Genomic DNA, 23,059 nt, shown 5'->3' on the forward strand with positions numbered 1-23,059 from the left:
AGGGAGAAACAATGCGCTACAACCAAGTAAAAGATTTGATTGTCTGGGTCGAGGCCTACCATGGGCGTTTAGCGGAACAGTACCGCGCCAAAGCTGGTGCTGCCGAGAGCGAAAGACTGCAGATGGTGCTCAATTATCTGGCGGACCATGAAACGCGCATGCAGGCAGGCTTGCGCGCTATCTTCGATGAGTCACATGAAAAGCGCGACGTGCTGGATACATGGTTTGATGATCCCAATGACTTTCCGCAGCCGCCGCAACTGGAGCAACTGGCCGATAAGCCCGTTGGCAACTCCATTGAGTCGGTAATGGAATCGGCCGTCGAAGCGCATCGCACCCTTGAGGCGCTGTACCGCCACCGGGTTGATCGGGCTGTGATTGAACCCGAAGCCGAATTTTTTAACGCCCTGGCGGAAGGCCACAATGCCGAACTCCGTCGCATCGTAGCCGGCATTGAAGAGTTGCAGGGCGTTTAGTGTTGTATCCTCGTTACCACCATCTTGATGAGAGTACTGAATGAAGCCGGTAACCCGTCGCCGTTTTCTGGCCTTAGCCCTTGGTTGGCCAGTAGCTGCCAGTGCAGCGGCCAGCGTCACCTTGTCGTCCGAAGTCTACCCCGACCTGGTTGCCAATCAGCTTGAGCGTGCCGCATCCCCCCGGGAGCCCTATGAACAATGGGTGCTGATCGATGATGAAGCATCAACGTTGACCGTGTTTCGCGGATACACGGTGGTAGAGGAGTTTAAGCCTGTCTCACTTGGCCGTGGTGGTGCCAGAACTCAGCGGCTGCGGGGTGACAACACTACGCCTCTGGGCGAGTTCCGGGTTAACCGCTTCAATCACGACAGCAAGTGGCATATTTTCATGGGGGTCGATTATCCGACCCCCGCTCACGCGCGGATGGCGCTACAGCAGGGTATTTATTCCCAAGCGGATTACGACGCCTATTTTGATTATTATCGCCGCCACCGCCAGCCGCCCCAGAATACCGTGCTCGGCGGGGCCATTGGCATTCATGGGTTAGGCGAGGCGGATCCCGATATTCATGAACGTTATAATTGGACCCAGGGCTGCGTGGCAGTGACTAATTCTCAAATTGAACGCCTGGCCGAGCTCGTCAAGGTTGGCACTCGCGTAGTGATCCGCTAAGCTGGTGTCGTAGAAGGAAGTTCGAGGTTTTAAACACGTGGCTATAGACAACCGTTGTAGATTGTAATAAAACAGCGTTTGACTTACGTGCTTCGCGGCACAAGTCACGGTCAAGAACCTGCACCGCAGGTAGACAAATTTAGGCTCATCTCGTAAGCTTATGTTTGTCATACCCTTAACGTTGTACCCAAGGAAGATTCAAGGAGAACACTATGACTTTCAAGACGACTCTGAAGATGTCTGCTGCTGCTGCTTCACTGGCCATTCTGGCCGGTTGTGCCTCTACTGGCGCGCTGGAAGAAGTACGCATGACAGCTGAATCAGCACAAGCTGACGCCGCTGAAGCACGTAGCATGGCTTCTCAAGCTCTGAACACTGCAAACCAAGCTCAGCGCGACGCGCAAGCTGCCCTGCAGATGTCTGAGCAGAACCGTGCAGAAATGGAGCGCATGTTCGAGCGCTCTATGCAGAAGTAATATGACTAACGGTTGCGAAGGTTAAGTTCTTCGCAGCCATTAGGCATAAAAAACCCCGCCTCGGCGGGGTTTTTTTGTGGCCAGTCGTTGGGCCTTGACCGTTATACCTCGTCATCAGCCCGGCCGCTGTCGCTTAGCTCAATCTGCTTGAAGATGCCTTGCTCCAGAGGGTCGGGCTTGTTTTCTTCAGCAGGCTCCTCAGGCTCTGGGGCAGGCGCTTGCGGACCATACAGGGCGACGAAACGACCGTTGGGCGATTCAACTGCGCTGCGAACCTGAGCATAGTCTACCTGGATGTTGTCTTCCGTTAGCTCCGAAATGCGTTTGAGAGCTTCAAGCAGCGGTTCAAAGTCGTCCATATTTTCTTCGAGCTGCGGGTAAGACTGAACAAACAGGGTGCCATCAGAAGCCCAGCCGGCCTTGAAAGGGGCGTCAATCAAATTAACCGGGGTGCCGCTGGGTACACGCTCGTAAAGTGACTCGATATCCTCGGGGTACATGCGGATGCAGCCGCGACTGACACGCATGCCGACCCCGTCAGGGCGGTTTGTGCCGTGGATCAGGTAGCTGGGCAGCCCCAGCAGGATTGCGTGTTCGCCTAGCGGGTTGTCAGGGCCGGGTGGCACGATTGAAGGAGCTGGTTCGCCGCGTGCGGCGGCTTCGCGTCGCATGGAGGCGGGGGGTGACCAGGCCGGGTCCTTAACCTTGATCGTGGTCTTGGTCTTGCCAACGGGTGTCGCGAATTCCTCGCGGCCTACGCTGACCGGGTAGGTCTCAACGATACCCGGCTTGTCAGCGGGGTAGTAGTAAAGCCGCAACTCGGACAGATTGATCACGATGCCTTCGCGTTCTACCGGTGGCAATATGTAGCGGGATGGAATAACGACTTCGGTGCCTTCGCCAGGCACCCATATGCTGACATCAGGATTGGCCATGCGAATTTCTTCATAGCCAATGTTGTGTCGCCGGGCCACATCGATAAGTGTGTCTTTCGGATTGTCGATCGTGATGGTATAGCGTTCGCCAATAATGTCGCCTTCATCGGGAATGCGGAATTCCCCGCGTGGCAGGTCGTTTGGCGACTTCTGCGAAACGAGTTCTGCGCTTTCAATGGCGATGTCGCTCAGTTCGGGCGTGTTCTGACTTGCCTGCTCGCCGTCGGCAGACTGAGCCATCACCGGGGCTGAAAGGCTTGCCGTTAGCAGAACCGCAAGGCTGGTAGGGCCCCAGCGAAGAAAAGTATGACGAATGTTCATGAGTAATCCTAATCAGTGAATACATCGCACGCAGGCGATGACAACAGGTTCAGTTTGCCGCAACCGTCAGGCCGCCGCCACTTTTTGATTGAGTGTGGCTAACAGTGACTCGATATGTTCAAACCGCTGGTCGATTTTTTCCATATCGAGTTCAAAACGTAACGTATCCGAACCGTCCAGACGGTAGTGTTTTGGTGAGCTTTGAATAAGCGTGACCAGTGTGTAGGGGTCCACCTGGGTATGCTGGTCAAAGATGATTCGACCGCGCTTCTCACCTGCCTCTAACCGCTTGATACCAAGCTGCTCGGCTCGCTGGCGTAGTCGCGTTTGGCGTATCAGGTGCTTTAGCGGTGCTGGCAATAAGCCAAAGCGGTCAATCAGTTCCACCTGCAGTTCTTTAAGCTCCGCGTCGCTTTGGGTGTTAGCAATGCGTTTGTACATGACGAGCCGCTGCTGGACGTCGTGAATGTAGTCGTCGGGAATCAGTGCAGGCAGGTTAAGGCTGATTTCAACGCCGCTATCGAAGGGCGCATCGATATTCGGCGTCTTGCCGGCACGAATGGCTTTCACGGCACGATCAAGCATTTCCATATAAAGGGTATAGCCGATGGTTTCCATTTGGCCACTCTGCTCATCACCGAGCAGTTCCCCCGCGCCGCGGATTTCCATGTCGTGGCTCGCCAGGGTGAAACCAGCGCCCAGGTCATCCGAGGCACTAATCGCCTCGAGACGCTTGACGGCGTCCCGGGTCATGGCCTTGGGCGTCGGGGTGAGCAGGTAAGCATACGCCTGGTGGTGGCTGCGGCCCACACGTCCGCGCAGTTGATGCAGTTGTGCCAGGCCAAACTTGTCGGCCCGCTCGATGATAATGGTATTGGCGCTGGGTACGTCGATGCCGGTTTCAATGATGGTCGAGCAGACAAGCACGTTGAAGCGGCGGTGGTAGAAATCGGACATGACCCGTTCGAGGTTTCGCTCCGGGAGCTGGCCATGGGCGACGGCGACCCGGGCCTCAGGAATCAACGAGCGAATACGCTCGGCCGTATTCTCAATGGTCTTGACTTCGTTGTGCAGAAAGTAGACCTGGCCACCACGCAGAATCTCGCGCAACAGCGCCTCTTTGATAACACCGTCCTGATGCTTCTGAACAAAGGTTTTGACCGATAGCCGACGGGGCGGCGGTGTCGCGATGATCGACAGATCGCGAATACCGCTCATCGCCATGTTAAGCGTCCGGGGAATGGGCGTGGCCGTCAATGTCAGGATATCGATCTGGGCGCGCAGGGTTTTGAGCTTTTCCTTCTGGGCGACGCCAAAGCGGTGCTCCTCGTCTATGATCAACAGGCCCATCTTGGGCAGTTCAACGCTATTGCCGAGAAGCTTGTGGGTGCCAATCACGATATCGGTCTGGCCGTTCTTGATATCGTCCAGCGTCTTTTTCATCTCCTTGCCATGGGTAAAGCGCGAGATGAGGCCGATATTGACCGCAGTGTCGGCAAACCGGTCGCGGAAGTTCTCAAAATGCTGGCGGGCCAGCAGAGTGGTGGGAACCAGTACCACAACCTGACGGCCCGACTGAACCGCCAGAAAGGCGGCGCGCATGGCGACTTCGGTCTTGCCAAAGCCCACGTCCCCGCAGACCACTCGATCCATGGGTTGGGGCGATGTCATGTCGTCGATGACGGCTTCAATGGCGGCTTGTTGGTCGGCGGTTTCTTCAAATGGAAAGCTCCCCGCGAAACGCGCGTATTCATCGCTCGGTGCTTCATATACAACGCCCTGCTGCGCTTCTCGACGGGCATAGATATCCAGCAGTTCAGCGGCGGTGTCGCGAATTTTCTCGGCGGCTTTCTTGCGAGCTTTTTCCCACTGATCCGAGCCCAGCTTGTGCAATGGGGCCAGCTCATCGTCAGCACCACTGTAGCGCGAGATCAGATGGAGGCTATCCACCGGCACATAGAGCTTGGCACCGTCGGCATACTCCAATGCCAGGAACTCATTGGCCTGACCGCCTGCCTCAAGCGCTTCCAGGCCGATGTAGCGGCCTACGCCATGGGCCTGGTGGACCACCGGCGCGCCTTTGCGCAGTTCTGAGAGGTGGCGAACGGCAAATTCATTATCGTCGGTGGCCTTTTCACGGCGCCGGCTCTGGCGAACCACATCGCCGAACAGCTCTGTCTCGCTGATGACGGCGAGCGGTGGGTCGGTCAGCCAGAGCCCGCTGTCAATCAGGCCCTCCGTAATGGCGAGGCGCTGGTCACCGGCGAGGAAGTCCTGAAACCCATCGACGTGAGGCAGTTTCAGCGACAGTGGTGCCAGTACGTCTTCAAGGGCTTCGCGTCGTCCGCGTGATTCGGCAACCAGCAGCACACGGGAATCGGTCTCGCGCTCGAGGAAATCGGCAAAGTCGTTCAGCGGCCGTTTGGCCCGGGAGTCGATCGCCACCGTGGGCAGTGACTTGGCTTCGGGCGCCAGGGCGTGGCGCTGTTCAGGATCGTCACTCAGTTCAACCCGCGGGCGCTGCTTGATGGCCGCAAATACATCGCTGACCGGAAAGAACGCGCGGTGTGGCGGCAACAGCGGTCGTGTAGGGTCGACTCCCAGATTGGCGTAGCGGCTTTCGATTGACTGCCAGTGCTGTTCGGCCGCCGCATAGACGCCCGGCAGCATGGCGACCCGGGTATCCTGGGTCAAGTGGTCAAACAGCGACGCCGTCTCCTCAAAAAACAGGGGGAGGTAGTGTTCCAGCCCCGGCGACGGAATGCCTTTGAGCGCATCGTTATACAGCGGGCATTGGCGCGGATCGACATCAAACAGGGTCTCGAAAAATTCGCGGAAGCAGGCGATCGATGAGCGGCTCAGTGAGTATTCATGGGCCGGCAGCAATTCGATCCTGTCGAGCTTGTCGGTGGAGCGTTGGTTGCCCGGGTCAAAATGACGCAGGGTATCGATCTCATCGTCGAACAGGTCAATCCGGATGGGGGCGTCCATCCCCATGGCGAACAGGTCGATCAAGGCCCCGCGCATGGCGTATTCGCCCGGTTCATAAACGGTTTCCACGGCCCGGTAACCCGCTCGTGAGAGTGCTTCGCGAAACGGCTCACGATCGAGTTTGTCGCCGACATTCAGCGTCAGGACGCGCCCGGCGATGTAATCCACCGGCGGTAAGCGCTGCATCAGCGTATTGATCGGTACCAGAACAAGTCCGCGTACCCCGTCCTGAAGCTGGCGCAGCGTGCGCAGGCGCGCGGAGACGATATCCTGATGGGGTGAAAAACTGTCATAGGGTAGCGTTTCCCAGTCAGGGAAGGGCAATACCGGGACATCACTATAAAACGACAGATCCTGCTCGAGGCGTTGGGCGCTGGCGGTATTTGGCGTGATCACCAATAGAGGAGCGTTGGCGGCCAGACGTGCCAGTGCAAGCGCCGACGCGCTCCCGGGGGGCGATGTCCAATAAAGTGTATCGCGCGCGCCCTCGGGTTGGGGCGGAGCAAGTAGAGAAAACGTGGGCATAATAAAGATGTCGTTCTGCGCTGAAACGGAACCTAGATCATACACGATCAAGGCTTTCAGGCAGAAGCAGCCCGCTTGTAGTCAAACCGCTGTTTATGTAATCCCCCTACATCGTCTGCGACTATCCAGGCATTGCGGCCCATTCAACGGCTACGGATAATACCCATGAAAATTATTCATTACTTAATGAGGCCGCACGTGAGTCAGCAAACGCTCGATAACGTTTTTCAGGAATGGCAAAGCAACGAAGCTCTGGCGGAGCAGATGATCCCTTTGGTTGGCCGTCTGTACCGTCAGCACAATGTTGTGGCGACCATGTATGGGCGTTCGTTGATCAATCAGTCGGTCATCCGCATCCTCAAGGACCATCGTTTTGTTCGCAAAATCGAAGGGACTGAGCTGTCGGTCGAAGATACCTTCCCGATTGTCAAAGCGCTGTGCGAGCTGAACCTTGGGCCTGCCCACGTGGATGTCGGCAAGCTGGCCGTGATGCTGAAGCGGCAGGGTGGTGGCGATGTCGAGACCTTCCTGCGCAAGGAGCTGCACCAGATCGTTGACGGCTACCAGCCGGGTGCCAGCAAGGGTGAGCCCAAAGACGTTGTGCTTTACGGGTTTGGTCGTATCGGACGTTTACTGGCGCGTGTCCTGATCGAAAAAGCCGGCGGCGGCAACCTGCTGCAGCTGCGGGCGATCGTCGTGCGCGGGCGTGGTGATGTCGCGAAGGATCTGGAGAAGCGTGCCAGTCTGTTACGCCGTGATTCGGTTCACGGGCCTTTTGAAGGCACCATTGCCGTTGATGCCGAGGCGCGCACCCTGACGGTCAACGGTAACGTGGTGCAAGTCATCTATGCCGATAACCCAAGCGATATCGACTATACGGATTACGGCATCAACAACGCGGTGATCGTCGACAACACAGGGATATGGCGTGACGAGGCAGGCCTGGGTCAACATGTCGCATGCCAAGGCGCTTCCAAGACGCTGCTGACGGCGCCGGGCAAAGGCGATATCAAGAATATTGTCTATGGCATCAACCATGAGTCGATTACCGAGCAGGACCGTATCGTATCGGCGGCCTCGTGTACGACCAATGCCATCGTGCCGGTGCTCAAGGCGCTCAACGACGAATATGGTGTCGTTAATGGCCACGTGGAGACCGTTCATGCCTACACCAACGATCAGAACCTGATTGATAACTATCACAAAGGGGACCGTCGCGGGCGCAGTGCCGCCCTCAATATGGTGTTGACCGAAACCGGCGCGGCCAAGGCGGCGGCAAAAGCATTGCCGGAGCTTGAAGGCAAGCTGACGGGTAATGCGATCCGCGTGCCCATCCCCAATGTGTCCATGGCGATCCTGAACCTGACGCTCGACAAGACAACGGATGTCGATGCGCTTAACGACTATCTGCGCCGTATGTCGATTGACTCGGCCTATCAGAAACAAATCGACTTCGTTGATTCTCCGGAAGTGGTCTCATCCGATTTTGTGGGCAACCGACACGCCGGGATTGTGGATGCCAAAGCCACTATTGCCAACGGTCATCATGCCGTCGTCTATGTATGGTACGACAACGAATTCGGCTATAGCTGCCAGGTGATCCGTATTCTTCAGCAGATGTCGAACGTCAGCTTTCTCAAGCTACCTCAGCAAGCCAGTTAGTCTGTCTGTTTTGATTGATAATCATTAATCGAAAAACGCCACCATCAGGTGGCGTTTTTGTAGGCGAATGGAATAAAAAATCTTGAAATGAGGGCGTCTATAGCACTTTAGGCGACCCCAGTTGATGTAGTCATTAGGCCCGGTTGTCTTTATAATACGATAGATTTTTCGGGGTGGTTCAAGTGCTACTTGAGCCTGACTGGTAACAATCTGAACAGATAACAAAAATTCACTGAGCAGAAAATAAGCATTCGAACCCCTTACCTTCGTATATCCGATCCATCAACTGGGCGAGACTATGATCGAAGTCAAAAAAGGCCTGGATCTCCCCATCACGGGAGCGCCCGAGCAGCGTATTGAAGATGCGCGTCCTGTGCGCCACGTGGCAATCCTGGGTACTGACTACGTTGGCATGAAGCCGACAATGGAAGTTCAGGAAGGGGATAAGGTCAAACTGGGCCAACTGCTCTTCACCGACAAGAAAATTGATGGCGTGCGCTTCACCGCACCCGCCTCCGGTGAAGTGGTCGCAATAAACCGTGGCGAAAAGCGTCGTCTATTATCTGTCGTGATCAAAGTCGACGAGCAGGAAGAGGCGGTGAGCTTTGCTTCTCATGAACGTGCCTCGTTAGGTCAGCTCGATCGTCAGGTCGTGGTTGACCAGCTGGTAGAGTCCGGGCTCTGGACCGCGTTACGCACGCGTCCCTTCTCGCGGACACCGGCGATCGACAGCACGCCTGCCGATATTTTTGTTACTGCAGTGGATACCCATCCACTCAGCGCTGATCCGGCGTTGATCATCAACGAGAACACACAAGCATTTGAAGACGGCCTCAAGGTGCTAACCCGCCTGACCGAGGGCAACGTTTTTCTGTGCAAGGGCGCCAACGCCTCTGTTCCCGGCGATGATGTCGAGGGTGTTACCACCGAAAGCTTTGCAGGGCCACATCCCGCCGGCCTGGTAGGGACGCATATTCATCACCTGTCACCGGTCGCCCTGCATAAAAAGGTATGGCACATTGGTTATCAGGACGTCATTGCGTTTGGCAAATTGTTTGCCGAAGGTAAACTCGATGTAAGCCGCGTGGTCGCGATTGGCGGTCCGCGTGCCGAGAATCCGCGTTTGGTGCGTACCCGTGTGGGAGCCAGCACTGAGGAACTCCTGGACGGGGATGTCATCCAACCGGAAGACACCCGCGTTATTTCAGGATCAGTCTTCTCGGGCTTTGCCGCTGAAGGAAAGCTGACCTATCTGGGACGTTTCGACAATCAAATCAGTTTGCTTGAAGAGGGCAACAAGCGCTCTTTCATGGGCTGGTTGTCGCCAGGCGCTAACCGCCATTCCGTACTGGGTATTTATCTTTCCAAGATTAAGGGCCTGAGCAACTACGCCCCCACAACATCGACTAATGGGTCCGAGCGTGCCATGGTGCCAATCGGCGTCTATGAAACCGTGATGCCGCTGGACATTATGCCGACGCAGCTGTTGCGTTCGCTGATCGTGGGCGACATTGAGGTTGCCATGCAATTGGGGTGTCTGGAGCTGGACGAAGAGGACCTTGCCCTGTGTACCTATGTTTGCCCCGGCAAATACGAGTACGGTCCCATTCTGCGTGACAATCTCACCATGATCGAGAAAGAGGCCTGATGATGGGTATTCGACAAACACTCGATAACATCGAGCCGCACTTCCATAAAGGTGGTAAGTACGAGAAGTTTTACCCGCTTTATGAAGCCGTAGATACGATTTTCTACTCACCCCCCAGCGTGGCCAAAACCACCGCCCACGTGCGCGATGGCATCGACCTCAAGCGCATCATGATCACCGTCTGGATGTGTACCTTCCCGGCGATGTTCTTTGGCATGTGGAATGCGGGCTGGCAGGCCAATACAGCCATCGAGGCAGGCTATGCATCGATGGACGGCTGGCGCGAAGCCATCATGATGACCCTGGCAGGTGGACACGATCCAAGCAGCCTATGGGCCAACTTCGTGTTGGGGGCAACCTACTTCCTGCCCATCTATCTGGTGACCTTCGCCGTCGGTGGTTTCTGGGAAGTGCTCTTTGCCATCAAGCGTGGCCACGAGGTCAATGAAGGCTTCTTCGTGACATCCGTGCTGTTTGCCCTGATCCTGCCGGCGACAATTCCGCTCTGGCAGGTGGCGTTGGGTATCACCTTTGGCGTGGTCATCGGCAAGGAGATTTTCGGGGGTACCGGGAAAAACTTCCTGAATCCCGCGCTGACCGGGCGGGCATTTCTGTATTTTGCTTATCCGGCGCAAATTTCCGGCGATTCTGTCTGGGTAGCAGCCGACGGCTACACAGGTGCTACGGCGCTGTCACTGGCTTTCCAGGAAGGCATGGGCTCGCTGACCGACACCTTCAGCTGGTGGGACGCTTTCCTCGGCTTTGTCCCGGGCTCGGTAGGTGAGGTATCCACCCTGGCGATCTTTATTGGCGCCGCCGTCTTGCTCTGGACCGGGATTGCCAGTTGGCGAATCATGCTGGGCGTCTTGCTGGGCATGGTCATCACCAGCACGCTGTTCAACCTGATGGGGTCTGACACCAATCCAATGTTTGCGATGCCGTGGTACTGGCACCTGGTGATTGGCGGCTTCGCCTTTGGCATGGTGTTCATGGCGACGGACCCGGTGTCTGCCTCCATGACCAACCAGGGCCGCTTGGTGTTCGGCGCCTTGATCGGCGTGATGACGGTGCTGATCCGCGTGGTGAACCCGGCTTTCCCGGAAGGCATCATGCTGGCGATTCTGTTTGCCAATCTGTTTGCCCCGTTGATTGACCATTTCTTTGTCCAGGCCAATATCAAGCGTCGCGTCAAGCGCACGGGCGTACCGGCCGAGGAGACTGCCTAATGGCACAAGGTAATAACTCCATCAAGAAAGTTCTGATAGTGGCGTTTGCACTGTGTATTGTGTGCTCCGTCATTGTCTCGACGGCGGCGGTGGCATTACGCCCCGCCCAGCAGTTGAACCAGGAACTGGACCGTAAGACCAACATCCTTAACGTGGCCAAGCTTTACGAGCCGGGCATGGACGTTGAAGAAACATTCAACGAGCAGATTACGGCCCGTGTCGTTGACATGGAATCCGGTGATTACACCGATGAGTTCGACCCGGAGACCTTCAATAACTTTGAAGCCGCTCGGGATCCGGCCACTGGTCGCACGTTGTCTGGTGAAAAAGACATTGCGGGTCTAAGCCGGGTAGAAAATTACTCTACGGTGTACCTGATTGGTGATGAAAACGATCCGGAGCAGATTGTGCTGCCGATTCGTGGCCAGGGCCTTTGGGGCCTCATGCGTGGCTTCATATCCGTAGAGGGTGACGGCAATACCATTGTCAGTATCACCTACTACGAGCACAGTGAAACGCCTGGCCTGGGTGCTGAGGTCAACAACCCGCGCTGGCAGGCTCAGTGGGAAGGTAAAGAGATTTACGACGAAGAGGGCGACCTCTCGCCGGAAATCCACCTGACCAAAGGCGGTGCAAGTAACGAACACGAAGTTGATGCGCTATCCGGCGCTACGCTGACCAGTAACGGCGTGACCAACATGCTGCAATTCTGGTTGAGCGAAGAAGGCTTCGGTCCGTATTTGGCGAAATTCCGTAGCGGTACTGACCCGGAAGACGCCGAAGACACCGATACCAACTTCGAAGACGTTGAGGGGGCCTAATCATGGCGGACGTAAATGCAAAAGGCGTTTTAACAGCGCCGATTTTCAAGAACAACCCCATCGCACTGCAGATATTGGGTATCTGTTCGGCGCTGGCGGTGACGACCAGCATGAGTGTTTCGCTGGTAATGGCGTTGGCGGTTATTTTTGTAACGGCATTTTCAAACCTGTTTGTATCGTTGATCAGGAATCATATTCCGTCTTCAATACGGATCATTGTCCAGATGACCATCATCGCCTCGCTGGTTATCGTGGTGGATCAGGTTCTGAAAGCCTATGCGTATGAAATGTCCAAACAGCTGTCGGTGTTCGTCGGTCTGATCATTACCAACTGCATCGTCATGGGACGTGCAGAAGGCTTTGCGATGTCCAACACGCCCGGCATGTCCTTCCTTGACGGTATCGGTAACGGTCTGGGTTACGGCTTTGTACTGATGGTCGTTGGCTTCTTCCGTGAACTGCTGGGCTCAGGCAGCGTATTTGGCTTCACCGTACTGCCGACCGTTCAGGACGGTGGCTGGTACGTGGGCAACGGCTTGCTGCTGCTTCCGCCTTCTGCATTCTTCATCATCGGCCTGCTGATCTGGGTGCTGCGTTCACTCAATCCTGAGCAGGTTGAGGAGAACGAGTTCAAGATGAAGGAAAATACTCAACCGAAGGAGGCCGTGTAACATGGAACATTATCTAAGCCTTTTTGTTGCGTCGGTCTTCGTTGAAAACATGGCGTTGGCCTTCTTCCTCGGCATGTGTACCTTTTTGGCCGTCTCGAAAAAGGTATCCTCCGCGATCGGCCTGGGTATTGCCGTTATTGTCGTACTGACCGTCACCGTGCCGGTCAACAACCTGGTATACACCTTCCTGCTTCAGGAGGGTGCACTGACCTGGACCGGCATCAATGGTGCTGAAAACATCGACCTTTCGTTCCTCGGACTGCTCAGCTATATCGGGGTTATTGCAGCACTCGTCCAGATCATGGAAATGTTCCTGGATAAGTACGTGCCTACGCTCTATAACGCGCTGGGGGTTTTCCTGCCGCTTATCACGGTGAACTGCGCCATTCTCGGTGGCGTACTGTTCATGGTCGAGCGTAGCTATAACTTTGGTGAGTCGGTGGTCTATGGCTTTGGTGCCGGTACTGGCTGGGCGCTGGCGATCGCTGCCCTGGCAGGCATCCGTGAAAAGCTCAAGTACAGCGATGTACCGGCGGGCTTGCAGGGCCTGGGTATCACCTTTATCACCGTAGGGCTGATGTCGTTGGGCTTTATGTCCTTCTCAGGTATTCAGCTTTAATCGGAGCCGGTTTTCCCGACGGTGCATACGCATCGTCGGGGCAAAGAAAACCCTTCAGCAATAGGAAACCGACATGGTTGATACAGCTGTCATCTTGCTCGGTGTTGTCATGTTTACGGTCATCGTTATCAGCTTAACGGCGATCATTCTGGCAGCGCGAAGCAAGCTTGTGAGTAGTGGGGACGTGACCATTGAGGTCAACGATGACCCTGAACATACCTTGACGACCCAGGCCGGTGGCAAACTACTGAATACCCTGGCCGCCAACGGCATTTTCCTTTCCTCTGCATGTGGCGGCGGTGGTTCCTGCGCCCAGTGCAAGTGCCGTGTAGAGACAGGCGGCGGCTCTATCCTGCCGACCGAAGAATCGCACTTCACCATGCGCGAGAAGAAGGAAGGCTGGCGTCTTTCTTGTCAGGTGCCTGTCAAGCAGGACATGAAGATTGAAGTGCCTGAGGAAGTGTTTGGCGTCAAGAAGTGGGAATGCGAGGTTATCGATAACCCCAACGTTGCCACCTTTATCAAAGAGCTGAACCTGAAGCTGCCGGAAGGCGAAGAAGTTGCCTTCCGCGCCGGTGGCTACGTGCAGCTGGTGGCGCCGCCGTACGATATCAAGTTCTCTGATTTTGATATCGAAGAGGAATACCGTGGTGACTGGGAAAAGTTCAGCTTGTTCGACGTTTCCCACAAGAACAACGAGGAAGTCATTCGTGCATACTCAATGGCGAACTACCCGGATGAGAAGGGTATCCTCAAGTTCAACATCCGTATCGCGACGCCGCCTCCCGGTACCAGCCATCCCCCGGGCTTGATGTCCACCTATGTCTTCAGCTTGAAGCCGGGTGACAAGGTTACCGTGATGGGGCCGTTTGGTGAGTTCTTCGCCAAGGATACCAACGCCGAAATGATCTTTATCGGCGGTGGTGCCGGTATGGCACCGATGCGCAGCCATATCTTCGACCAGCTCAAGCGGTTGAAAACCGATCGTAAAATTTCATTCTGGTACGGTGCGCGCTCATGGCGTGAAACCTTCTACAATGAAGAGTACGATCAACTGGCTGAAGAATTCTCGAACTTCGAATGGCACCTGGCGTTGTCAGACCCGCTGCCGGAAGATAACTGGGAAGGAGCGACGGGCTTCATTCACAATGTGTTGTATGAAAACTATCTGAAGGACCACCCCGCGCCTGAAGATTGTGAGTACTACATGTGTGGGCCGCCCATGATGAACGCCTCTTGCATCAAGCTACTGCTTGATCTGGGGGTTGAGCCGGAAAACATCATGCTGGATGATTTCGGCGGTTAATAGCATGCCCAAGGGCGATTGCGGGGCTGGCCATTGGCTGGCCCCCTTTATTTTCGCGTTGTGGAATATCAGGCACTAACGGGACTTGTTGTTGTCTACTGGTAAGCCCCATCGTGAGAGGAGGTAATTATGGCCATCTGGCTACTGGTTTTCGGATTCATGGCCCTTGTGATGACGGTCATGGCCGTGGGGGTCATCATGGGACGCAAGCCCATTGCGGGTTCCTGTGGCGGCTTGAATCAAATCGGCATGAAAGACGGCTGCGATATCTGCGGCGGTAAAGACAAGGTGTGCGAGGAAGAGAACCGTAAACGCGGTAGCGCACGTCGTCGTAGCGACGAAAGCCGTGGCGCCGATCTAGGCTATAACGCTTCTCGTCGTTAATTACCGTCAAACAAGATTGATGATTTCTCCAAGACGCCGTGGCTTAGCCACGGCGTTTTCAGTTACCTGCCCAACTGATTTTCCAGCACTTCCTGGGCACGGGCCTGCCAGCTGCCTTCGATGGATGCCGCCTGTCTGAGAGCTTCTCTCGCCGCCTCCGGCTGGTCCCTCTGCAACTGCAGTAGCCCGATATTCAGCCACGCTGCGCCCATCTGCGGATCACGCTGAGTGGCTGCCTGGAAGGCGCTGAGCGCGTTGTCCGGCTGCTGGTTGGCGTAATACGCATTCGCCAGGCCAAACTGGCCAATCGCATTGTTGGGGTAACGCTCTGTCATTGCCTGCCAGCTACCCAGTGTGGCTTTGGGGCCATGTGCTTCCTCGTAGGCGCTGATCGCATTGATCGCGTTGCGTGCGGTAATGCCCTCCGGCAGAGTGCCAGGCTTTGCCACTACAAATCCCCAGCGATCGGTCCGTGCCCAGGTGGCATCAAAGCGGCTGAAAGACAGGGTATGCCGCTCGATTTCGCCACTGCGCAGTATCAGGGTATCGTCATCCAGGTCGTAGCCAATTGCCACGGCGTAATGCCACATGGGAAACGCCGCGAGTGACAGGTTCTGCATGACCAAGACCGGGTCACCGGCGGCCAGGTGCCCCAACAAATCGTCAAAGCTGCCGCGAATGGGATAAGCAAGACGCTCATGGCGACGCACGGTGGCCAGCATTTCCGGCTGGACGCTACCTTCGCGGTCAGGAATAAATACCTGGGGTATCAGCGTCTCGACATCGGTATCGACCCCCTGGTGATTCAGTACCATGGCCAGCGCTGCCGGGCCGCACTGGTACTCGGTCTGGGCGTAAAAGGGAACGTCGCTGATCTCGTTTTGGCGGGGCAGGCGCTGCTCAGTGCTATCGCGTAGCTGCGGGGCGCTTGCGCAAGCCGTGAGTAACAGCATCAAGACGAAAACGCCCGCGAGGCGGGCGTTTTGAAAGCAATACATAGCGTTCATGAAGATAGGCTTCATGGGTTAGCGCGTAAACGGATAAACATCGGTCAGGCCAAGAATGTCAGTGACCAATAGAATAATAAAGACCGCGAACAGCGCGCCAACGACACCGGCGCCAGCTGGCAGCTCTTCCAGTTGGGTGGCCATTTGCTGGGCTTCAGCATCGCTCAAAGCGGCAACACGCATTTCCACCTCGTCCAGGTCAACGCCTTGTTTGACCAGTGCGTCCTGGATGTCGGCGCGGTTAAGTAGCTGATGGATCCGCTCACGGTCCGCCTGGGCACTATCGTTGGCGAGCACGGACTGTGTGCTGACAAGGTCCGTTGAGGAAGAAGCCGGTGCCGCCGCAACGGGCAGGCTGGTAATGACCAGGGCGGCAATAAGCAGCGTCGATAGATAGGCACGTATTTTTTTCATCGTCTTGATCCTTAGACATATTTATAGGGATGGGCCAAGCACAAACGGCTTGAAACATGAGTATAGGAAGAATTCAGCCGTTTTTTAAGCGGGGTACACGCTTTGGTACCGAGAATTCACGGTTATTGCTTATTCGGTCAATAGTGCTTGAATGCAGGAAGCCGGAAAAGCCTAAAAGCTGGGGGCAACGCGGTACGTCCAGGCCGATTCAGCCAGTAACCCGCGTCCACCGGCCATGGTCATCGCCAGGTCGTGCAATCCGGGCCATAACGGCACCGGTGACGCCCCTTTAACGGCGAGATCCAGTCGTTGGGCCATCAACAGCAGCTTATGTAAACGCTTCATGGGTAGCCGCTGAGTGGCTTTTTGATAGCCTGGGCGGCGCTTGTCGAAAATCATCGGCTTTTGAGCCTTGCAGGCGTGCTCAAAGCTCTGTCCCTGGTCCATGTGTTGATGCAGCGACAGCAGCGTACGTAGCTCGCGGGTTAGCGCCCAGAGGACGATAGGCGCTTCCACGCCCTCACTACGCAACCCGGTGATAATCCGCGAGACGCGGCTGGGTTCGCCTTTCAAACAGGCGTCGGCCAGGGTGAAAACATCAAAGCGGGTGCTGTCTTCCACGCCCTGGGCAATGCTTTCCGCACTAAGCCGGGTACCCTGGGGGTGAATGAGGGCCAGTTTCTGCATCGCCTGATCAGCCGCCAGCAGATTGCCTTCGGTACGTTCACCCAGCAGGCGAGCGGCGTCCAGGTCGATCTGCAAGCCGTGAAGTGAGGCACGGTCGCGCAGAAAGTAACCCAGCCGCGAGACATCAACCGGCCATACCGGGACAAACAGACCATGCTTATCGAGCGCCTTGAACCAGGCACTTTTTTGCTGCTTGGCATCAAGCTTGCCCATACTGATCAACAGCAGGTCATCGTTATTGTCCAGGTGCTGGGCGTATTCGGCCAACGCCTTACTACCTTCCTGCCCCAGCTTGTGCTGGCCCAAACGCAGTTCAAGCAGCTTGTTGGTGGCGAACAGCGACAGGTTGCTGGCCACTTCAAGCAGCCGCCCCCAGGCAAAGTTGGGCTCGACATCCAGGACTTCGCGCTCCTCGATACCCGCCTGGCGGGCCGCGGCTCTTACAGCATCGCAGGCATCGCGGTGCTGAAGCGGCTCATCGCCGGCCACAATCACGACCTTGGGCAGCGACTTGGCCAGGGCGGCGGGCAGTTGATCGGCAAAGACTTTCACGAGGCGTTATACAGGGCGCTGAGACGTTCGATAATGCGCTGCGTCAATTCACGATTGAGGCTTTGCTCGGCTTCGCTGAACAGGTCCTCGCGGTTGAGCAGGTCATTATCATTGATGCGAATACGGGTACTGGTCGACAGCGTTTCACCGTTGAGCAGGTAGGCGTTGTCCTCGCGGCGTTGAACAGACAGCGTAATGTTAAGGGTCAGCTCGTGGTCCCGGCTACCGCGAACTTCGCCGCCCAGGCGCCGTTCGTCCAACGTCGGCGATCCCAGCGTCACGCGCCATTGGCCGCTATCCGTGATGGCAGTGCCTTGCTGCTCCAAACGGTCGATGAGCTGGAGAGCCAGGTCGCTATTGGTATCGCCTTCAAGGGCCAGCGGCGGCAGGCTGGGCATGGAACCCGCACCGCGCAGCCGAAAACCGCAGGCGCTGAGGAGCACGGCCGCCGAGGCGGCCATACTGGTGGCTAAAAAAGTCCGTCGATTCATCCGCTCACCACTATGTTGACCAGCTTGCCCGGCACCACGATGACTTTACGCACCGTCTTGTCTTCCAGGTGACGCTGGACGTTGTCGTTTTCCATTGCCAACTGCTCAATGGCAGCTTTGTCGGCGCTGGCCGGGGCTTCCATACGGGCCCGCAATTTGCCGTTAACCTGGACCACAAGCTCAATGGTGTCGCGGGTAAGCGCCGCTTCGTCGATGGCAGGCCAGGGCGTTTCAATCGCCGGGGTCGTATGGCCCAATTGCTGCCACAGGCGATGGCAAAGGTGCGGCGTGATCGGTGCCAGCAGCAATACGCAGGCTTCCAGTGCCTCACGGCTCACCGCAAGCCCCTGGGCTGAGTCGTCATCGAAGCGGGCCAGGGCGTTGGAAAGCTCCATCACCGCGGCAATGGCGGTGTTGAAGGTCGTCCGGCGGCCAATGTCGTCGCTGGCTTTCTTGATGGTTTCATGGGTCTTGCGGCGCAGTGCTTTCTGGTCGTCATCCAGCGCGGCCACGTCCAGTTTGCCCGGCGAACCGGCTTCAAGGTGCTCGTGAACCTGCCGCCACATGCGCTTCAGGAAGCGGTGGGCGCCTTCCACGCCGGAATCCGACCACTCCAGTGACTGTTCGGGGGGCGCGGCAAACATCATGAACAGGCGAACGGTGTCGGCGCCGAACTTGTCGATCATCGACTGCGGGTCAACGCCGTTGTTCTTCGACTTGGACATCTTCTCGATGCCGCCCATTTCCACCGGCTGGCCATCGCTCATCAGTACCGCACTCAGCGGGCGGCCTTTCTCATCGCGCTTGACCTCGACATCGGCGGGGTTGAACCACTCCTTACCGCCGTTCTCGGTGGTGCGGTAGTAGGTTTCCGCAATCACCATGCCCTGGGTCAGCAGCTGCTGGAAGGGCTCATCGGAATCCACCAGGCCAAAGTCACGCATCAGCTTATGGAAGAAGCGGGCGTAGAGCAGGTGCAGGATGGCGTGCTCGATCCCGCCGATGTAAAGGTCGACCGGTAGCCAGTAGTTGGCCCGCTCATCAAGCATGGCCTCATGGTTGTCAGCGCAGCAGAAGCGCGCGAAATACCACGAAGACTCCATGAAGGTGTCGAAGGTGTCGGTCTCCCGGGTCCAGCCGTCGCCCAGGTCGGAAAACTCGGGCATCTTCTTGAGCGGTGACCCCGAGGCGTCGACGGTGACTTCCATCGGCAGTTCGACCGGCAACTGGTCATCGGTAAGCGGCACGGTCTGGCCTTCAGGGCCGTATTTGACCGGAATCGGCGCACCCCAGTAGCGCTGGCGGGCCACCCCCCAGTCGCGCAGGCGGTAGTTGGTCTTGACCTCGCCGCGGCCCATCTCGGCGAGCTTGGCGGCGATTGCATCAAAGCCGTCCTCGAAGCCCAGCCCGTTGAACTCGCCAGAGTTGATCAGCATACCGTGTTCGGCATACGCGCCCTGGGACAGGTCGGGTGTGTTGCCGTTTTCATCGGCAATCACCGGATTGATCTCGATGCCGTACTTGGTGGCGAACTCCCAGTCGCGCTGGTCGTGGGCAGGTACGGCCATGACCGCCCCGGTACCGAACTCCATCAGCACGAAGTTGGCCACAAAGACGGGCACTTCGTTACCGGTAAGCGGATGAATGGCCTTGAAGCCCGTGGGCAGGCCTTTTTTCTCCTTGGTGGCCATTTCGGCTTCCGAGGTGCCGCCCCGGGCGCACTCCTCGCGGAAGGCCTGCAGCTCGGCGTTGCCTTCAGCGGCCTGTTTGGCGAGCGGATGATCGGCGGCAACGGCCATATAGGTAACGCCGAACAGCGTGTCCGGGCGCGTGGTGTACACCGAAAGCGGCTCACCGCTCGAGCCGTCGGGGGCCTTGATGTCGAAAGACAGCTCGACGCCCTGGGATTTGCCGATCCAGTTGCGCTGCATGGTCTTGACCTGCTCGGGCCACTCGACGTTGTCGAGATCCGCCAGCAGCTCATCGGCGTAGTCGGTGATCTTCAAAAACCACAGCGGGATTTCCTTGCGCTCGACCAGCGCGCCGGAACGCCAGCCGCGGCCTTCAATGACCTGCTCGTTGGCCAGAACGGTCTGGTCGACCGGGTCCCAGTTGACCGTGGACATCTTCTTGTACACCAGCCCCTTTTCCACCAGCTTGGTGAAGAACCACTGCTCCCAGCGGTAATAACTGGTATCGCAGGTGGCGAATTCGCGGCTCCAGTCGTAGGCAAAACCGAGGGCTTTCAACTGGTTGCGCATGTAGTCGATGTTCTGGTACGTCCACTTGGCGGGCGGTACCTGGTTTTGAATCGCGGCGTTTTCCGCCGGCATGCCGAACGCATCCCAACCCATGGGCTGCATGACATTCTTGCCCTGCATGCGCTGGAAGCGGGACACCACGTCGCCGATAGTGTAGTTACGCACGTGGCCCATGTGCAGCTTGCCGCTGGGGTAGGGGAACATCGAAAGGCAGTAAAACTTTTCGCGGTTCGCGTCCTCTACCGCTTTAAAGCATTGATGTTGATCCCAATATTGTTGGGCGTCGCGTTCAATTTCACGAGGGCTGTATTGTGCGTCCATCGGTTTATTTAATGCCTTGGCGTATCGCCCAAGTTGGGCGCAAAGTGAATGTTAGATGACGACTGTCAGATTAGTGGCGTCGATTGTATCCTATGCAGGTGTATCCTTGAACGGCTAGGCCATGATAGGTCACACCGCGCGTCGACAAAAGGAGAGGGACCATGAGTGAACAACACAACGACCATCGCCTACGCGAAGGCTACGAGCGTTTGCTGGAACGGATGCGGGACGGCGCTGACGAGCTGACTTGGGAAAATCTGCAAAAGGACCTGGACGACGCCGTTGAGTTTGAAGCGGAGCTGGAAGAGTACACCAAGGATGAACTGGCTTTGCTGCGGGCCTGGGTAGAGCGTGATCTGAAAGACATGCGCCACTACATGTCGGATACCGGCAAGCAGGTGGCCAGCTGGTTGGGCATTGATCTTGACCACCTTACCCGCCGCGTGGCGGAGTCGCTGCTTTCGATTGCCGACCGGAGCATCGTCGAGCGTGAGCGCTTTGACGACGACCTGGAAGCCGCCCGCGCCGATTACTGCGAAGGCGAGATGGCCGCTCCCGGCCTGATGGCCTGCGTGCACTGCGACGCCCAGGTGATGCTTCACAGCGTCTCGCGGCTGGAGCCTTGCCACCAGTGCGGCCATCGCTACTTTTACCGTTTTCCCGGCAAAATCGTCGAGACCTGATACATCGCTAGCCGACGATCAAACTGACGCCTGCGATCGCCCCCAGCGAGAGCAGGCTCAGGACAGCCGCGTACAGGAGGTTGTTGGTCATCATCCGGTAACCGCTCACCCCGTAGCGGCCCTGAAGGGACAGGTTGATGCCCGACAGCGGCCCCACGCTGGTGCCCACCGCCCACGAGCTCAATGCCACAAAGGCAAACAGCGTTTGCTCGCCGCCCTCCAGGTTGAGTATCGAGGCCAAAACCGACACGCCGATAATCGGGTGCAGCCCGGCCAGTGCACTCAGGGAGATAGCGGCGAAGCTGATCATCGCCTGGGGTGTGCCAAAGTCCGTAAACATGGTCCAGTCGTTACCCGCCGCGGCCGATACCAGGGTGGAAAGCCCCAGCGTCAATAACCCCGCCGCCAGGAACAGCGACACCTCGCCGCGCATGGCAGGCAAGCGGCTGAGGGTATGCTGGCGAACTCGCCGCAGGGTAAAACGCGGCCCCTCGCGCAGGTTGCTCAGCACGGCAACGGCTGGCAGCAGGAAGGTAATAATGCTGACAATGGTCAGCGACGGCGTCAGCCAGAAGTGAAACAGCATCACCAGCGCCGCCATGCCCACCGGCATCAGCAGGCTACGCGGTGCCAGCGAATAGCCATCCACCTCGCGCAGGTCAAATCGCCGTCTAAGCTCCAGCGTCGTGAACAACCCCGCCATCATCGCCAGGGGAAAGCCCGCCAGGGCAATGTGCGCGTACTCGACGTCCGGCACCAGCGAGATCACCAGGCCCATTGAGGCAAAAAACGGCGACCACAGCGCGGCGCTGGAAAGCCCACGGTTCAGTGCCAATAATTGCGGCATCTTAAGCGGCCCGCGCCTCGCCAGCTTGTCGCCAACCATCAGCACGGTGGAAAGATTCAGGATCGTGCCCAGGAAATGCACCCCCAACCAGGTGCGAAGCACGCCACCCGCGCCGGTCACGCGACTCCCCGAGGCACCTTTGCTGCCTTGCTTGCCAATCAGCGTAATAAAACTGACGCCCACCAGCATGGCCACCACGAACACATTGCCCTGCAACATGGCAGGCCAATCGACCTCAGCACCATAGACAAACCGCGCCACCAACAGCATGCCCGCGCCCAGGCCAATCAACACCCCCGCCTGGATACGCGAACGCCTGGTAATATCCCGCCACAGCAACAGTACCGCCGCCCACAGCACATAGCTTACCGCCTGCGTGGTCGCCGCCCAGCCGCTAAACCCCACTATTTGCACTACCAAACCAAGCAAAATCAGCACGCCCGCCAAGCGCTGCCGAGAAGTCGTCTCTTGCATCTCAATCCCTTACTGGTTGAGTTAGCAGGCTAATCGGGTTTGCAACGGAAGGCCAGCCCCGAACCGATCTGTAAGGGCCGCAACGCCTGATGCATACGTGTGTTCGGTAAAGGCCCCATCGAAATGCACACAAATCCAACGCGTCACACAACCCCCTAAAAGCACCACACCAATGCAGGATCTCGACTTGTCGGGCGATTGATAAGGCCACAACACCTAACGCATGCATGGATTCAAGAAAGGCACCCACCAAAATGCCCAGAAACTCACTGCGGCACGCACCCCCTACAAGCACCACACCAATGCAGGAGCCAGACTAGCCGAGCGATGATAAGGCCAAAACCCCGCCATGAACCTAGGTGAGGAATGCCATAACAAAAGATTAGTGTCTGCTTTGCAATGCCAAAGGAAACTGAGTAACGTCGACGTTATAACGTCTGTGTAATCCAAAATAGGTGACAAAAAATGGTGAGACGGTCGCAGGCGGAGCGCTTTAACGCATCCCAGACGCACCGGGGCGGTAGCGTGCCTGAGTTTAGCGTATATGTTTTTCCGGTACGTGGACTGTAGCGCTTTACTCGCGTAACA

At 57.0% G+C, this 23,059-nt stretch carries 20 protein-coding genes; 12 read left to right on the forward strand and 8 right to left on the reverse strand.

The genetic code is table 11. The annotated features are described in order from the left end of the window. Positions 1–11: 11 nt before the first annotated feature. The 3 genes from B7L15_RS12420 to B7L15_RS12430 all read left to right on the forward strand — a co-directional run bounded on the left by B7L15_RS12420 (position 12) and on the right by B7L15_RS12430 (position 1,625). A complete protein-coding gene (locus B7L15_RS12420; protein WP_085919282.1) occupies positions 12–476 on the forward strand; it encodes a hypothetical protein in 465 nt (154 codons plus the stop codon). Positions 477–516: 40 nt separating this feature from the next. After that, positions 517–1,149 (forward strand): L,D-transpeptidase family protein, encoded by a 633-nt coding sequence (locus B7L15_RS12425; protein ID WP_085919283.1) that lies wholly within the window; start codon positions 517–519, stop codon positions 1,147–1,149. 212 nt (positions 1,150–1,361) lie between these two features. Beyond that, positions 1,362–1,625 carry an Lpp/OprI family alanine-zipper lipoprotein gene (locus tag B7L15_RS12430; protein ID WP_085919284.1) on the forward strand — a complete coding sequence of 88 codons (264 nt, stop codon included), beginning with the start codon at positions 1,362–1,364 and terminating at the stop codon, positions 1,623–1,625. 101 nt (positions 1,626–1,726) lie between these two features. Here B7L15_RS12430 and B7L15_RS12435 read toward each other — a convergent pair whose 3' ends face one another. Next, positions 1,727–2,881 (reverse strand): L,D-transpeptidase family protein, encoded by a 1,155-nt coding sequence (locus B7L15_RS12435; RefSeq protein ID WP_085919285.1) that lies wholly within the window; start codon positions 2,879–2,881, stop codon positions 1,727–1,729. Positions 2,882–2,947: 66 nt separating this feature from the next. Beyond that, positions 2,948–6,397, reverse strand: a complete 3,450-nt coding sequence (gene mfd, locus B7L15_RS12440) for a transcription-repair coupling factor (RefSeq protein ID WP_176243686.1) — start codon at positions 6,395–6,397, stop codon at positions 2,948–2,950. A 198-nt stretch (positions 6,398–6,595) separates the two neighbouring features. Between mfd and B7L15_RS12445 the strand changes: the two genes are divergently transcribed. From B7L15_RS12445 to nqrM, 8 genes are all read left to right on the forward strand, one after another. After that, positions 6,596–8,059: a glyceraldehyde-3-phosphate dehydrogenase gene (locus B7L15_RS12445; protein ID WP_085919287.1), complete on the forward strand. Its 1,464-nt coding sequence runs from the start codon at positions 6,596–6,598 to the stop codon at positions 8,057–8,059. Between the two features lie 298 nt (positions 8,060–8,357). Continuing rightward, positions 8,358–9,707, forward strand: coding sequence for a Na(+)-translocating NADH-quinone reductase subunit A (locus B7L15_RS12450; protein WP_085919288.1), 1,350 nt, complete (start codon positions 8,358–8,360; stop codon positions 9,705–9,707). Beyond that, positions 9,707–10,933 (forward strand): NADH:ubiquinone reductase (Na(+)-transporting) subunit B, encoded by a 1,227-nt coding sequence (locus B7L15_RS12455; protein WP_085919289.1) that lies wholly within the window; start codon positions 9,707–9,709, stop codon positions 10,931–10,933. The genes B7L15_RS12450 and B7L15_RS12455 overlap by 1 nt, the downstream gene beginning before the upstream one ends. Next, entirely contained in the window at positions 10,933–11,754 is an 822-nt protein-coding gene (locus B7L15_RS12460) for a Na(+)-translocating NADH-quinone reductase subunit C (RefSeq protein WP_085919290.1), read from the forward strand. Before B7L15_RS12455 ends, B7L15_RS12460 begins: the two co-directional genes overlap by 1 nt. A 2-nt stretch (positions 11,755–11,756) precedes the next feature. Next, positions 11,757–12,425, forward strand: coding sequence for an NADH:ubiquinone reductase (Na(+)-transporting) subunit D (locus B7L15_RS12465; RefSeq protein ID WP_085919291.1), 669 nt, complete (start codon positions 11,757–11,759; stop codon positions 12,423–12,425). A 1-nt stretch (position 12,426) separates the two neighbouring features. Further along, positions 12,427–13,044, forward strand: a complete 618-nt coding sequence (nqrE, locus tag B7L15_RS12470; RefSeq protein ID WP_085919292.1) for an NADH:ubiquinone reductase (Na(+)-transporting) subunit E — start codon at positions 12,427–12,429, stop codon at positions 13,042–13,044. 73 nt (positions 13,045–13,117) lie between these two features. Continuing rightward, on the forward strand, positions 13,118–14,350 hold the full coding sequence (gene nqrF / locus B7L15_RS12475) for an NADH:ubiquinone reductase (Na(+)-transporting) subunit F (protein WP_085919293.1): 1,233 nt from the start codon (positions 13,118–13,120) through the stop codon (positions 14,348–14,350). Between the two features lie 129 nt (positions 14,351–14,479). Next, the gene (gene nqrM, locus B7L15_RS12480) at positions 14,480–14,734 is read left to right on the forward strand and encodes a (Na+)-NQR maturation NqrM (RefSeq protein ID WP_066315197.1); all 255 of its coding nucleotides are present in this window, start codon (positions 14,480–14,482) and stop codon (positions 14,732–14,734) included. A 62-nt stretch (positions 14,735–14,796) separates the two neighbouring features. Here the strand turns inward: nqrM and B7L15_RS12485 are convergent, their stop codons facing one another. From B7L15_RS12485 to leuS, 5 genes are all read right to left on the reverse strand, one after another. Beyond that, the gene (locus tag B7L15_RS12485) at positions 14,797–15,741 is read right to left on the reverse strand and encodes a PA2778 family cysteine peptidase (RefSeq protein ID WP_254902934.1); all 945 of its coding nucleotides are present in this window, start codon (positions 15,739–15,741) and stop codon (positions 14,797–14,799) included. Between the two features lie 18 nt (positions 15,742–15,759). Continuing rightward, positions 15,760–16,155 (reverse strand): PA2779 family protein, encoded by a 396-nt coding sequence (locus tag B7L15_RS12490; RefSeq protein ID WP_085919295.1) that lies wholly within the window; start codon positions 16,153–16,155, stop codon positions 15,760–15,762. 171 nt (positions 16,156–16,326) lie between these two features. Next, positions 16,327–17,394, reverse strand: coding sequence for a DNA polymerase III subunit delta (holA, locus tag B7L15_RS12495; protein WP_085919296.1), 1,068 nt, complete (start codon positions 17,392–17,394; stop codon positions 16,327–16,329). Then, positions 17,391–17,885 carry a twin-arginine translocation signal domain-containing protein gene (locus B7L15_RS12500; protein WP_085919297.1) on the reverse strand — a complete coding sequence of 165 codons (495 nt, stop codon included), beginning with the start codon at positions 17,883–17,885 and terminating at the stop codon, positions 17,391–17,393. The genes holA and B7L15_RS12500 overlap by 4 nt, the downstream gene beginning before the upstream one ends. Further along, positions 17,882–20,467 carry a leucine--tRNA ligase gene (gene leuS, locus B7L15_RS12505; protein WP_085919298.1) on the reverse strand — a complete coding sequence of 862 codons (2,586 nt, stop codon included), beginning with the start codon at positions 20,465–20,467 and terminating at the stop codon, positions 17,882–17,884. Before leuS ends, B7L15_RS12500 begins: the two co-directional genes overlap by 4 nt. Before the next feature lie 161 nt (positions 20,468–20,628). Here leuS and B7L15_RS12510 point away from each other — a divergent pair, with 161 nt between their 5' ends. Beyond that, positions 20,629–21,150, forward strand: a complete 522-nt coding sequence (locus B7L15_RS12510) for a zinc ribbon-containing protein (protein WP_085919299.1) — start codon at positions 20,629–20,631, stop codon at positions 21,148–21,150. 7 nt (positions 21,151–21,157) lie between these two features. Here the strand turns inward: B7L15_RS12510 and B7L15_RS12515 are convergent, their stop codons facing one another. Then, entirely contained in the window at positions 21,158–22,471 is a 1,314-nt protein-coding gene (locus B7L15_RS12515) for a hypothetical protein (protein ID WP_085919300.1), read from the reverse strand. Positions 22,472–23,059: the final 588 nt, after the last annotated feature.

Origin of the sequence: Halomonas sp. CSM-2 (assembly GCF_002119345.1) — a bacterium.
In the GTDB taxonomy this organism is placed as follows: Bacteria; Pseudomonadota; Gammaproteobacteria; order Pseudomonadales; family Halomonadaceae; genus Vreelandella; species Vreelandella janggokensis.

Bases quoted from the DNA above. Each gene is read 5' to 3' on its own strand.
- B7L15_RS12420 (WP_085919282.1), top strand. From the start codon at position 12: ATGCGCTACAACCAAGTAAAAGATTTGATTGTCTGGGTCGAGGCCTAC.
- B7L15_RS12425 (WP_085919283.1), top strand. From the start codon at position 517: ATGAAGCCGGTAACCCGTCGCCGTTTTCTGGCCTTAGCCCTTGGTTGG.
- B7L15_RS12430 (WP_085919284.1), top strand. From the start codon at position 1,362: ATGACTTTCAAGACGACTCTGAAGATGTCTGCTGCTGCTGCTTCACTG.
- B7L15_RS12435 (WP_085919285.1), bottom strand. From the start codon at position 2,881: ATGAACATTCGTCATACTTTTCTTCGCTGGGGCCCTACCAGCCTTGCG.
- mfd (WP_176243686.1), bottom strand. From the start codon at position 6,397: ATGCCCACGTTTTCTCTACTTGCTCCGCCCCAACCCGAGGGCGCGCGC.
- B7L15_RS12450 (WP_085919288.1), top strand. From the start codon at position 8,358: ATGATCGAAGTCAAAAAAGGCCTGGATCTCCCCATCACGGGAGCGCCC.
- B7L15_RS12455 (WP_085919289.1), top strand. From the start codon at position 9,707: ATGATGGGTATTCGACAAACACTCGATAACATCGAGCCGCACTTCCAT.
- B7L15_RS12460 (WP_085919290.1), top strand. From the start codon at position 10,933: ATGGCACAAGGTAATAACTCCATCAAGAAAGTTCTGATAGTGGCGTTT.
- B7L15_RS12465 (WP_085919291.1), top strand. From the start codon at position 11,757: ATGGCGGACGTAAATGCAAAAGGCGTTTTAACAGCGCCGATTTTCAAG.
- nqrE (WP_085919292.1), top strand. From the start codon at position 12,427: ATGGAACATTATCTAAGCCTTTTTGTTGCGTCGGTCTTCGTTGAAAAC.
- nqrF (WP_085919293.1), top strand. From the start codon at position 13,118: ATGGTTGATACAGCTGTCATCTTGCTCGGTGTTGTCATGTTTACGGTC.
- nqrM (WP_066315197.1), top strand. From the start codon at position 14,480: ATGGCCATCTGGCTACTGGTTTTCGGATTCATGGCCCTTGTGATGACG.
- B7L15_RS12485 (WP_254902934.1), bottom strand. From the start codon at position 15,741: ATGAACGCTATGTATTGCTTTCAAAACGCCCGCCTCGCGGGCGTTTTC.
- B7L15_RS12490 (WP_085919295.1), bottom strand. From the start codon at position 16,155: ATGAAAAAAATACGTGCCTATCTATCGACGCTGCTTATTGCCGCCCTG.
- B7L15_RS12500 (WP_085919297.1), bottom strand. From the start codon at position 17,885: ATGAATCGACGGACTTTTTTAGCCACCAGTATGGCCGCCTCGGCGGCC.
- leuS (WP_085919298.1), bottom strand. From the start codon at position 20,467: ATGGACGCACAATACAGCCCTCGTGAAATTGAACGCGACGCCCAACAA.
- B7L15_RS12510 (WP_085919299.1), top strand. From the start codon at position 20,629: ATGAGTGAACAACACAACGACCATCGCCTACGCGAAGGCTACGAGCGT.
- B7L15_RS12515 (WP_085919300.1), bottom strand. From the start codon at position 22,471: ATGCAAGAGACGACTTCTCGGCAGCGCTTGGCGGGCGTGCTGATTTTG.